Consider the following 12,193-nt stretch of genomic DNA (forward strand, 5'->3'; position numbering starts at 1 on the left):
CCGAATGTCACTACTATATTAAGTCTAGACTTAATGATTTCGACCGACGACATCCGCTTCTTCATGGCCATCGCAGCGGCCCGGTCGCTCGCGGCCGCCGCGCGGGCGCTCGACGTGACGCCATCGGCGGTCTCGCAGCGGCTGCAGAGCCTCGAGCAGCGGCTCGGCGTTCAGCTGGTCAGCCGTTCGGCCCGGCGGCTGACGCTGACCGATGAGGGCGAACTGCTGGTGCTGCGCGGCGGCACGCTGCTCGACGAGGCGACAGAGCTGACCGAAGCGCTGCAAGCGCGTCGCGGCACCATCGCAGGCCATCTGAAGATCCTTGCGCCGCTCGGCTTCGGACGCCGCTACATCGCCCCGGTCGTTGCCGCCTTCCGATCACGTCATCCCGAGGTGTCGATCGAGCTCGAACTGTCCGATCGGCCGGGGCGTGCCGCGGTGAGTGCGTGGGACGTCATGATCCACATCGGTGCGTTGAAGGATTCCACGCTTCGCCTGCAGCGTCTTGCGCCGAACGAACGTTTTCTCTGCGCCTCGCCAGCCTATCTGAAGCGCTGGGGAACGCCGGCGCGTCCGCAGGATCTGCGCTTGCATCAGTGCATTGCGCTGCGCGAGAACGAGGAAGACGTGACGCTGTGGCGGTTCTCCCGCAAGCGTGCCGCCTCGGAGCCTGACGTCATCAGGATCGAGCCGATGCTGTCGAGCAATGACGGCGAGGTCGTAAAGGCCTGGGCGCTGGCGGATCACGGCCTGATCGTCAGGTCGGAGTGGGATGTCGCCGAGGATCTCGCCGCTGGCCGGCTGGTCCGTGTGCTGCCGAACCATCGCCTGCCGCCGGCTGACATCGTTGCGCTGCTCAATCCGGGCCGCAGTGGGCGGCAGGCGCACGCAGGCCTTCGTCGAGCACCTGCGCGCCGCGCTTGCGCCGCCGCCGTGGCGCGGCAGGCCGCATTGACCAAAGCGCGATCGCTTACGCGGCGCCGGCCCGCTTGAGCAAATAGTTTTTGGCAAAGTCGAGATACCAGTCGAGGCAGCGGGATTGGCCATCGCATCGCGGTTGATGACCTTTTCGACGGGGTGGCCGAGCAGCAGCTTCTTGACCGGCAACTCCTGCTTCTTGCCGGACAGCGTGCGTGGAATCTCCGCCACCACGAAGATGTCGTTGGGCAGGAAGCGGCGCGACAGCCCGGCCTCGACCGCCTGGTTGATCTTCGCCTTCATCGCCGCATCGAGGGCGACGCCTTCGCGCAGCACCACGAACAGCGGCATGTAGCTGTCGCGGCCGAGATATTCGAGGTCGACGACCATCGAATCCAGCACCTCCGGCAGCGCCTCGATCGCCGAGTAGAGCTCGCTGGTGCCCATCCGCAAGCCGTGGCGGTTGATGGTGGCGTCGCTGCGGCCGTAGATCACGCAGGAGCCGTCGGGGTTGATCTTGAGCCAGTCGCCGTGCCGCCATACCGGGCCGCGGCCGCTGCCGTCGAAATTGTCGGGATAGGTTTCGAAATAGCTCGACAGATAGCGCGCATTGCCGGGATCGTTCCAGAAGCGCAGCGGCATCGAGGGCAGCGGCTCGGTGCAGACGAGCTCGCCGACCTCATCGATCACGGCGCGGCCTTGCTCGTCGAAGGCTTCCACCGCGCAGCCCAGCAAGCGGCATTGCATGATGCCCGGCGTCTGCGGCAATTCGCGATTGCCGCCGATGAAGGCGCCGGCGAAATCGGTGCCGCCGGAAATATTGGCCCACCACATGTCGGCCTGCGCGGCATTGCCGTTGCGCTTCGACAGCGCGGCGAAGCGCTCGTTGAACCAGGCTTGCGTATCGGCTGAGAGCGGTGAGCCGGTCGAGCCGAGCGCGCGCAGGCTTGAGAGGTCACCGACGGCGGCGAGATCGATCTCCGCCTTGGTGCAATTGGCGAAGAACGCCGCGCCCGCGCCGAAGAAGGTCGCCCTGGCGTCGGCGACGAAGCGCCACAGCGTGGTCCAGTCCGGCTTGTCCTTGGTGCCGCCGGGGCTGCCGTCGAAGATGCAGCAGGTGGTGCCGTTGAGCAGGCCGTTGGCCTGGCAATTCCACATGATCCAGCCGGTCGAAGAGTACCAGTGGAAGCGTTCGCCGAACGAGTTCGGGTGGTAGCTGCAACCGAGGTCGTTGTGCAGCGTCGAGAGCGGCAGCGCCACCACGATGATGCCGCCGTGACTGTGCAGGATCGGTTTCGGCAATCCCGTGGTGCCCGAGGAATAGACGATCCAAAGCGGATGATCGAACGGCAGCCATTCCGGCTCGAAGGCGTCGATGTCAGCGCCCTGGCCTGCGAGGATCGATGACAGCCGTGTCGCTGGTGGCGCCACGTCGCTGTGCAGGATGACATGCTCGACCGTCGGCAGTGCGCGCCGCAGCTCCTCGATCACGCCTTGCCGGTCATGGCGTTTGCCGGCATAGGTGACGGCGTCGCAGGCGATCAGCACCTTCGGCTCGATCTGCTTGAAGCGGTCGATCACCGCGGGCGCCGCCATGTCGGGCGCGCAGACGCTCCAGACCGCACCGAGGCTCGCGGTCGCAAGAAACGCGATGATGGTCTCCGGGATGTTCGGCAAGTATGCCGCGACGCGATCGCCGGCGCGCACGCCCTTGGCCTTCAGATGCAGCGCCAGCGCCGCCGATTGGCGCTGCAGCTCGGGCCAGCTCGTCTCCGAGAGCTTGCCGTCTTCGCCGCTCGCAATCAGGGCCGGCAGGCCGGCGGCATGCGCCGGCGCGACATGGCGGAACACCTGGCGCGCATAGTTCACCGAGGCGCCGGGAAACCACACCGCGCCCGGCATCTTGCGTTCGGCCAGCACCGCGGTATGCGGCGTCGGCGAGCGCAGGTCGAAATAATCCCAGACGCTCTGCCAGAAGCCATCGATATCGGTGACCGACCAGCGCCGCATCGCCTCGAAATCCGCAAACGCAAGGCCGCGGGTCTCCTTCAGCCAGTCGCGGTAAAGGGCCATTTGCGGGACGTAAGGTGCGGTCATGAGCGGTTTCCGGAGTTTCTTGTGTGTGGCAGACGCCAGTGAGGCGTGCCGGCGTGTCTTAACATAGGGATGCGATCACGGGGAACGCGGTCGCGCCGCGGCTTGCGTCATATTCTTACCGCCGCGGCCGCGTGCTATTCCCTTGGGTACGCGCTGATTCCATGCGTATCCGACAAGTGAGCGGCCATGTCCGTCGGCGAACTCTTCATCCTTGGCTTCTACGGCAAGGTCGTTCCGCGCTGGCTGACGGAGTTTGCCGCGCAATTCGGGCTCGGCGGGGTGATCCTGTTCGATTACTCGTGCCAGACCCGGCAATACGACAACAACGTCGCTTCGCCCGCGCAGGTGCAGTCGCTCTGCGCCGAGATCGCGGCGCTGCCGTCAGGGCCGCTGGTCTTCATCGACCAGGAGGGCGGTCTGGTGCGCCGGCTCAAGGATGGCCTCGGCTTCCAGCCGCTGCCGAGTGCGAAGGATTTCAATCTGCTCGCGCCGACGGAGAAGCAGGCGATCCTTGGCGCAAGCTATGACGAACTGTGGCGGCTCGGCATCCGCTACAATTTCGCGCCGGTCATCGACGTCGACTATAATTCCGACAACCCCAATATCGGCAGGATCAAGCGGTCCTATTCGTCCGATCTCGGCGAGGTCGAGGCCAATGCGCGGCTGGTCGACGCCGCGGCGCGGCAGGCCGGAGTTGGTCTTTGCCTGAAGCATTATCCGGGCATCGGCGGTGCGTTCGTCGATTCGCATCTGGAGTTCATGGACATTTCCGATGCGCTGCGGCCGGAGCAGGAAGAGCTGTTCTACGCGTTGGCCCCGGATATTTTCGGCGAGGCGGTGCTGGTCAGTCACGCCATTGTCCGCCAGTGGGACCCGCATCATCCGATGACCCTGTCACCGGCCGGGATCGGCCGGCTGCGCCGCCGTCTGCCCGAGACGCTCTTGATCACCGACGATATGCAGATGCAGGGGCTGCAGAAGGCGCTCGGCACCAGCGCGGCCAGCCTGCAGGCGATCGCCGCCGGCATGGACATGATCTGCATCGGCAACAATCTGTTCGACCAGGAGCAGGCGATGGCCGGCATTGCCGCGGCGGTCGCGGGTGCGGTGCAGGACGGAACGCTGGATCAGGCCGCGGTGCGACGATCGATTGCGCGCGTGCAAAAGCGCAAGGCGCTGCTCGCCTGATGGCGTTGAACCAATTTTCGCGCGGTGCGACCACAAGAGACGGAACCAATTTCATTACCGCGATTTAACAAAGGCGCTCATCGGGGCTAACAACCATGAAGATGCTCAGGCGTCTCTTCCGATTGACCTGGCTACGCCGCGTCGCACGCAGTTCAGCCGATTTTCCACCTGCCTCCATCGATCCCGACGAATTCAGCCGCCTGCTTTGCAGCGGGCGCCGCCAGGATCTGCGGATATTGGCAAAGCGGCTGAGCGAGCGCCCGCGCGCTCACGCATAGGCAGCGCATTGGATCAGAGGTGAGCCGGTTCTGACTGAACCAGAACCGATAAGTCCGGCGCGCGGCCGCGACTTCAACTCCGATCTCGGCGCGATGCGCTACTGCTTCGCTTTTTCGTGCTTGCCGATCCCGACCGCCTTGTAGTCGTAGGTCGGATAGAACTCGGTGCGATAGGCGCCCCAGGCACTGCTCTCGATGACGCGGTTGACCTCGCGCAGCCGTGACGCCGGCAGCCGCAGGGTCACCACCTGGCCGGCGCCCATCATCACGTACCAGCTGACCACTTCGACACCTTCGGGCGGAAACGCCTTGTAGAAGCCCTGCCGCTCGAGTTGCGCATTGAGTTCGCTGAGCGGGCGCGACTGATCATGCTTGAAGAAGATCGTGATCATGATCGTGTTGTCCTGGGCCGGCGCTGCGTCACCGGTCGGCGTGGTCTGGGCCCGCGCACCGGCGCTGACCAGCAGTGCCGAGGCGAGCGCCGCGATCATCATCCAGGATCCATTTCGCCCGCTCCGCCCTCGCTGCATTGTCGCACCCTTTTTGTTGGTCGAGAGTTGTTGGCCGAGAGGCGGCGATCATCGCGGCGCGTGCCGGGGCTGTAAATTGACATTCGCCTGACCCCGCGTCCGCCGGTTCAATGTGAACCGCCTCATACGAACGTGGCCCAACGTGCGGTAAGCCGATGCGATCCCGTGTTTAGAGGGATGATCGATGTCGACCCGGCGAATGGCGTATTGGTGGTTCAGGTTCGTTCTTTCGGGGCGGTTCCTGCAGAAATTCCTCCGGCTCCGGCGCCCGTGATGTCGAAGGCGCGGCGCGCAATCCGGCTATCTCTGACGTGACAGCAGGTGTGGGATGCGTCCCGCGAAAAGCCGGGACGGTAAGAATTCACCTGTGGGGCCATCGGGACGAAGCAACCCGTCGTCCCGTAAGAATACTGTAATTCGACTCAAATATGCGAGATTCGTTGCCAAATCAGCGGTAATCTGCGCCTGCTTGGCAGGCTGGGGCCCGAGGTCACAGTTGCGTCACCCGTAGTTTTACGGAGTCCCGTGTTAACGCGGCCACAAGTTCACCTTCGGTAAACCATACTTATGACGCAACATGACAATCGAGCCGAGGCGCGCCTTCCGGCATGGATGGGCGGAACCGCGGCGCTCGAGGGGCCGCAGGCTGAGGTTCATGGGGCCACCGCGCCGCGACCGCAGGTCACCACCGACGCCGGTGCGGCCATCGTCCGGCAGTTCAACGGGCCGGTGACGGCGCTGCTGCTCTATATGAACGAGCTCAAACAGCACAGTCAGCAGTTCGCGCACGCGCCCGGCAACGGCGTCTATCTGCGGCAGGTGATCGAGAACGCGCTCGAACAGACCGAGCGGGTGTCCGCGATGCTGAAGCAGATTTCGGATCTCTACCCGAATGCTGTTCCGGCTGCCGACCTCAGGCCGCAGGGTGACGACAAGCCGGCTGGCGTCCGGTCACCCGATGTCATGTTCGCGCCGGAGGCTGGCCGCAAGCCGCTGACCAAGCGCGAGCGCGAAGTGCTCAGCCTGATCAGCGACGGCTATTCCAACAAGCAGGGCGCGCTGCGGATGAACATCAGCCCGCGCACCTTCGAGAGCCATCGTGCCGAGGCGATGCGCAAGCTCGGCGCGCGCAACACCGCGGATCTGGTCCGCAAGGCCCTGCTGCACTCCGCCTGAGCGGCGACCGGTTGTCAGAAATCGTCTTCTGCGGCGAAGTACAGCCGCGGCGCGAGCCGCGCGGCGGGAGCAGCCGTCTTCGGTTCGTCCGGAACGATCGTGACCACCCATGCCGCCGTTGCGCCGGACCTGCTTTCGACGATCGCACGCACCCGTCCCGTGACCGTCGCGCCGGCGGATCTGACGGTGGCGGGCCGGCCGTTGAACTGGGCCATGCGGAAGCGCCGGGCTTCCTTCCGGTCGGTCGTCTCGTACGTGAACATCGGCTCCCCCGTGCGTCCACGCGACTTTGCGGAAGCAGCGTTATCCGACGGTGAAAATCCTACGCCGTAGAAGTACGGCTTGCGCGACGGCCAGAACGTTTTTCGCGAAACGGGGACCGTTTGAATCCAAACGCTAGCCGCTGGTTTCCTTGCAACTCAGCAGCCCCGCATACTGCGCCTTGACCGCGGCGTAGCACTCACAGGCGGTCCTGATCAGTCCGTCCGCGTTGGTGATCTCGATGTGGCCGCGGCTGTAGTGAATGAAATTCGCCTGTTGCAGGGTATGCGCGACCAGCGACACGCTGTTGCGGCGCGCGCCGATCATCTGCGCCATCGCCTCCTGCGTCAGGACGATCTTGTTGCTGCCGGAGAGGTCGCGCGTGTGCAGCAGGCATCGCGCCAGCCGCGACTCCACGGTATGCGCGGCGTTGCAGCCCGCCGTCTGCTGGATCTGGGCGTAGACGGCGAGCCCATGCCGGAGCAGCATGGTGCGAAGCGTCGGGCTCTGGCAGGCAGCCGCGCGCAACGGCTCGAGCTCGACCGTCGAGGCGAGGCCGGGCACCAGCACCGTGGCGTTGTTCAAGACCCGCCCCTCGACCAGCGGGGCGAATGCGCCAAAGATGCTGTCGCGGCCGACCATGGCGACCTGGACGCGCTCGCCCCTCGCCAGCTTGACCACCAGCGAGATCACGCCCTTGTGCGGCATGTAGGTCCGCTTGAGCATCTCGTCGGTCTCGATCAGGACCGAATCGGCAGCGAGGTCGACCGTCCGCAGGTGCGGCCGGATCAGCTCAAAATCGCTCGCAGAGAGCGACGACAAAAAACCGTTGGGTGATCGCGGAACCGTATCCAAAGCAACCTCCTGCCTCCCGGCAAAGCTTGTCTCTGGTCACCAGGGCTGACGCGTGCAGCCAGACGTGCTCGCAACTTATTCTGGCACGTCTGGGTTCCAATGGAAACACATCCCGGTTCCATTAGGAATACGCTGATCGCCGCGGCCTCACATTATCCGCGGCGACATGAGGTCGGTGCGATCAATCTTCGGGCCCGATCAATTGTTCGGCGTGCGCCTTGACCGTCGCATAACATTCGCACGCCGCCTTCCGCAGGCCGTCGATATCGGTGATTTCGATATGGCCGCGGCTGTAACGCAGGATGCCGGCCTGCTGAAATCCGTGCGCGACGATCGAAACCGCATTGCGCCGCACGCCGATCATCTGCGCCAGCATCTCCTGGGTCAGCGGCAAGGCTTCGCTGCCGCACAGGTCGCGTGCGCGCAGCAGCCAGCGCGACAGCCGCGCCTCCACCGGATGCGAGACATTGCAGGCGACGGATTGTTGCGTCTGCGCCATCAGCGCCTGCTCATAGAGCGCAACCAGCGTCCGGAACTCGGCGCTGCGATCGGCGGCCTCGCGGAAATCCTCGGCCCGCACCACCGACGCCGTGCCCGGCACCACGACAATCGCGTCGGCGAGCAGCGGCCGCTCATGCAGGGCGGCGGACGCGCCGACCGCGCCATCGCGACCAATGGTTGCAATCTCGACGGATTGCCCGTCGGACAGATTGATCATCATCGAGACCACGCCGCCGTGCGGGAAGTAAACCCGCTGCACCGGCGCGCCGGCATCGGCGAGCGCCGTTTCCTTGGTCAGGTCGGCGGTTTCCAGAAGAGGATGAAGTTGCGCGTATTCCGCTGGGGGAAGTGCTTGCAACAGACGATTGGGCGGGCGCGTTACCGCGGACATTGGAGCTCCTGCCGAGGGCGGGAGCACTACGGTCTCGCATCACCTACTCTTGGCGTGTGGAGTGCGACCATAGCTTGCCTGTCCAATAGCACAAGGGTTGTAGTGCGAACCCTATACCCTCTAGGGGGCAGACGGTGGACATTGCATCCGTCTGCGCGGCGATTCGAACGACGCGCATCCGGCAGAGAGGTTGCGGCATTGTCTCGCATTTATTGATTTGCATTAACTCTAATACGCGCCCGAGCGTGCGTCGTCATGATCGCCGTCCCGCCTTTTCGAAGTGCCCGGCCGGCGCCGCCGGCATGCTGCAAGTCCCGCAAAGGCGAGGACAAATTCGCCGCCACGAGATTGATCCGGTGGCGACCAGGTCCCGCTCAACCCTGCGCCGGCGCCGGCGGCCGTAGAATTACCGGCAAAGCCGTTCTGGGTATTTGTACGGAGCAGCCCTTTAACGAACGGGTAGCGCGGACGGACCAGTGTGGCACCGGTCGCCGTGCGAAATTTACGGCGTCGCGTCAATCGTGTTCATCCAGAAGGGTATCAGTATGTCCGGCATCGTCCTCTCGGCATCGGTCCGTCAAAATCTGCTTTCGCTGCAGTCGACGGCCGACCTGCTCGCCACCACGCAGAACCGCTTGTCCACCGGCAAGAAGGTCAACACCGCGCTCGACAACCCGACCAACTTCTTCACGGCGCAGTCGCTCGACAACCGCGCCAGCGACATCAACAACCTGCTGGACGGCATCGGCAACGGCGTGCAGGTGCTGCAGGCCGCCAACACCGGCATCACCTCGCTGCAGAAGCTCGTCGACAGCGCCAAGTCGGTCGCCAACCAGGCCCTGCAGGCCGCAGTCGGCTATTCCCAGAAATCGCAGGTGACCACCGCCACGATCACCGGCGCCACCACCGACGACATCCGCGGCACGCCCACCTACAGCAACGCCACCCTCGCCGGTACGGCAGTCAACAACAATCAAACGTCCACTCAGCCGATCACGGCGGCGACCAAGCTCGTCACCGCGGCTAACTCCGATACCCTGGCGGCGACTCCGACCGGTACGATCAGCGTCAACGGCAAGTCCATCACGTTCTCGACCTCGCAGACCACGTCGACGACCGATGCGTCCGGCAACGTGACCCTCGGCACCGGCGCCGGCAGCAACCTGACTGTCGGCGACCTGCTCACCGCGATTGACGGCATCACTGGAACGGGCACCGCCTCCACCGTGTCGGCCGGCGCGCTCCAGATCAGCACCGGAACCAACCAGGACCTCAACATCTCCGGCTCGGGGCTCGCTGCGTTCGGTCTCACGGCTGGAACCAAGGCGCGCACAGTGGCAACGGCATCGCCGCTCGACGGTCTGACGCTGACGATCGGCGCGACCGGCAACGGCACCCAGACCAACATCACGTTTGGTAGCGGCGCAGGCCAGGTGAAGTCCCTCAACGACCTGAACAGCAAACTGGCGGCCAACAACCTGCAGGCCTCGCTCAGCGCGGGCGGTGCGCTCACCATCAGCACCACCAACGATGCTGCGTCCGCGACCATCGGCACGATCGGCGGTACGGCAGCCGCTTCCGGCAAGCTGTTCAACGGCCTCGCGGGCAGCGCCCCGGTGCAGGATCCGGGTGGCCTGTCGAACCGCGCCAACCTGGTCAATCAGTACAACAACATCCTGGACCAGATCACCACCACTGCCCAGGACGCCTCGTACAACGGCATCAACCTGCTCAACGGCGATCAGCTCAAGCTGACCTTCAACGAGACGGGCTCCTCGACGCTGAAGATCCAGGGCGTTACCTTCGATGCCTCCGGCCTCAACCTCACCAAGCTGACCGCCGGCACGGACTTCATCGACAACGCTTCGGCCAACGCCACGCTGAAGACGCTCAACAGCGCGAGCGGCCTGCTGCGCACCCAGGCTTCGACCCTCGGTTCGAACCTGTCGATCGTGCAGATCCGCCAGGATTTCTCGAAGAACCTGATCAACGTGCTGCAGACCGGCTCGTCCAACCTGACGTTGGCCGACACCAACGAGGAAGCGGCCAACAGCCAGGCGCTGTCGACCCGCCAGTCGATCGCGGTGTCCGCGCTGGCGCTGGCCAACCAGTCGCAGCAGAGCGTCCTGCAGCTGCTCCGCTAAGCGTAGCTGCAACAGACATCGACTATCGAGGCGGCGGGGGAAACCCCGCCGCCTTTGCTTTCTGCGCGATCGACCTTCCGCCCGGCTTCAACCAAAGGGCGATCCGGCTTTGATGCAGGCCGACGCCATGCCGCGAATGTTTCGCTCGGCTTAGCGGCTCCGCGATTTCATTTGATTCAAATTGCGATGACCGATGGAACGGCCTCTTTCCCGTCGGGGTGGTAGTTGCCGGAGACTGGCCGTGACGTCGTGCTGCATCGTCTGATCGCGTGACTCCTCGTCCGTATTTGCACGGACGGCAAAATTAACGTCGCCGTGAAGGCGGAGGAGTTATCGATGCGAGGCGAGCGTTCCGCAGCACCTTGAGGGGACCTATCCATGGACGATCTGTTGCGCGAGTTCCTGACGGAGAGCAGCGAGAGCCTGGATACGGTCGACAACCAGCTGGTGCAGTTCGAGCAGGATCCGAACAACGCGAAGATCCTGGACAACATTTTCCGCCTTGTGCACACCATCAAGGGGACGTGCGGCTTCTTAGGATTGCCGCGGCTGGAAGCGCTGGCGCATGCCGGCGAGACCTTGATGGGCAAATTCCGCGACGGCATGCCGGTGAAGGCGGAAGCCGTGACGCTGATCCTGTCCTCGATCGACCGCATCAAGGAGATCCTGGGCGGGCTCGAGGCGACCGAAGCCGAGCCCGAGGGCAACGACCGCGACCTGATCGATCAGCTCGAAGCGATGGTCGAGCACGGCATGGCCGCGATGACTGCCGGCGAGGCTGCTGAAGAAGATGTGCCGGTCGTCGAAGCTCCGTCCGTGCAGGCTGATATGACCGAAGGCACGCTGGTGGTGCAGACGCTGGAGCGCCCGTTGCGTCCCGGCGAGGTCTCGCTCGACGAGCTCGAACGCGCCTTCCGCGAGACCGAGACTGAAGTGGCTGCGCCTCCGCCCGCCGCGAAGGCCGTTGCAGCCGCTGCGCCCGCCGCCGAGCCGGCTGAGGCCGCGAAGAAGCCGGCCCGCAAGGCCGCCGCCGAGGATGTCCAGGAAGGCGACAAGATCGCCAACCAGTCGATCCGCGTCAATGTCGACACCCTCGAACACCTCATGACCATGGTCTCCGAGCTGGTCTTGACCCGCAACCAGCTTTTGGAGATCTCCCGCCGCAACGAGGACACCGAGTTCAAGGTGCCGCTGCAGCGGCTCTCCAACGTGACCGCCGAGCTGCAGGAAGGCGTCATGAAGACGCGGATGCAGCCGATCGGCAATGCCTGGCAGAAGCTGCCGCGCATCGTCCGCGACCTCTCCGGCGAACTCGGCAAGCAGATCGAGCTGGAGATGCACGGCGCCGACACCGAGCTCGACCGCCAGGTGCTCGACCTGATCAAGGATCCGTTGACGCACATGGTGCGCAACTCCGCCGATCATGGGCTGGAGACCACCGCCGAGCGCCTCGCGGCCGGCAAGCCGGAGCAAGGCACCATTCGCCTCTCCGCCTATCACGAAGGTGGCCACATCATCATCTGCATCGCCGACAATGGGAGAGGGCTCAACACCGAGCGGATCAAGGCCAAGGCGCTCCAGAACGGTCTCGTCACCGAGGCTGAGCTGGAGAAGATGACCGAGGCCCAGATCCACAAGTTCATCTTCGCGCCGGGCTTCTCGACCGCAGCGCAAGTGACCTCGGTGTCCGGCCGCGGCGTCGGCATGGACGTGGTGCGCACCAATATCGACCAGATCGGCGGCACCATCGACATCAAGAGCGTGGCCGGCGAGGGCGCTTCCGTCACCATCAAGATCCCGCTGACCCTGGCGATCGTCTCGGCCCTGATCGTGGAAGCCGGCGGCGACCGTTTT

At 64.6% G+C, this 12,193-nt stretch carries 9 protein-coding genes and 1 pseudogene; 5 read left to right on the forward strand and 5 right to left on the reverse strand.

Annotation, left to right across the window (positions count from 1 at the left end; translation table 11 throughout):
• Positions 1-63: 63 nt before the first annotated feature.
• Positions 64-993 (forward strand): LysR substrate-binding domain-containing protein, encoded by a 930-nt coding sequence (locus AKN84_RS35835; RefSeq protein WP_347337382.1) that lies wholly within the window; start codon positions 64-66, stop codon positions 991-993.
• Here AKN84_RS35835 and AKN84_RS35840 read toward each other — a convergent pair.
• Positions 971-3,015: pseudogene (locus tag AKN84_RS35840) on the reverse strand (acetoacetate--CoA ligase). The gene AKN84_RS35835 and the pseudogene AKN84_RS35840 sit on opposite strands and share 23 nt — an antisense overlap.
• Positions 3,016-3,201: 186 nt before the next feature.
• On the opposite strand from AKN84_RS35840, the gene AKN84_RS35845 reads away from it, so the two are divergent.
• On the forward strand, positions 3,202-4,203 hold the full coding sequence (locus AKN84_RS35845) for a glycoside hydrolase family 3 N-terminal domain-containing protein (protein WP_050425149.1): 1,002 nt from the start codon (positions 3,202-3,204) through the stop codon (positions 4,201-4,203).
• Between the two features lie 376 nt (positions 4,204-4,579).
• Here AKN84_RS35845 and AKN84_RS35850 read toward each other — a convergent pair whose 3' ends face one another.
• Positions 4,580-5,011 (reverse strand): hypothetical protein, encoded by a 432-nt coding sequence (locus AKN84_RS35850; protein WP_050425150.1) that lies wholly within the window; start codon positions 5,009-5,011, stop codon positions 4,580-4,582.
• A gap of 612 nt (positions 5,012-5,623) precedes the next feature.
• Here AKN84_RS35850 and AKN84_RS35855 point away from each other — a divergent pair.
• Entirely contained in the window at positions 5,624-6,187 is a 564-nt protein-coding gene (locus tag AKN84_RS35855; RefSeq protein ID WP_244485682.1) for a helix-turn-helix domain-containing protein, read from the forward strand.
• A gap of 14 nt (positions 6,188-6,201) precedes the next feature.
• Here the strand turns inward: AKN84_RS35855 and AKN84_RS35860 are convergent, their stop codons facing one another.
• The 3 genes from AKN84_RS35860 to AKN84_RS35870 all read right to left on the reverse strand — a co-directional run bounded on the left by AKN84_RS35860 (position 6,202) and on the right by AKN84_RS35870 (position 8,195).
• Positions 6,202-6,450: a hypothetical protein gene (locus AKN84_RS35860; RefSeq protein WP_050425152.1), complete on the reverse strand. Its 249-nt coding sequence runs from the start codon at positions 6,448-6,450 to the stop codon at positions 6,202-6,204.
• Between the two features lie 133 nt (positions 6,451-6,583).
• Complete coding sequence (locus AKN84_RS35865; RefSeq protein WP_050425153.1) at positions 6,584-7,303, reverse strand: Crp/Fnr family transcriptional regulator; 720 nt, start codon at positions 7,301-7,303, stop codon at positions 6,584-6,586.
• Between the two features lie 181 nt (positions 7,304-7,484).
• The gene (locus tag AKN84_RS35870) at positions 7,485-8,195 is read right to left on the reverse strand and encodes a Crp/Fnr family transcriptional regulator (protein ID WP_244485683.1); all 711 of its coding nucleotides are present in this window, start codon (positions 8,193-8,195) and stop codon (positions 7,485-7,487) included.
• 545 nt (positions 8,196-8,740) lie between these two features.
• Between AKN84_RS35870 and AKN84_RS35875 the strand changes: the two genes are divergently transcribed.
• Both AKN84_RS35875 and AKN84_RS35880 read left to right on the forward strand, forming a co-directional pair.
• Positions 8,741-10,339, forward strand: a complete 1,599-nt coding sequence (locus tag AKN84_RS35875; protein WP_050425155.1) for a flagellin N-terminal helical domain-containing protein — start codon at positions 8,741-8,743, stop codon at positions 10,337-10,339.
• A 378-nt stretch (positions 10,340-10,717) separates the two neighbouring features.
• A partial coding sequence (locus AKN84_RS35880) for a chemotaxis protein CheA (RefSeq protein WP_162240924.1) occupies positions 10,718-12,193 on the forward strand: 1,476 nt, incomplete at its 3' end.

This window comes from Bradyrhizobium tropiciagri (assembly GCF_001189845.1).
GTDB lineage: Bacteria > Pseudomonadota > Alphaproteobacteria > Rhizobiales > Xanthobacteraceae > Bradyrhizobium > Bradyrhizobium tropiciagri.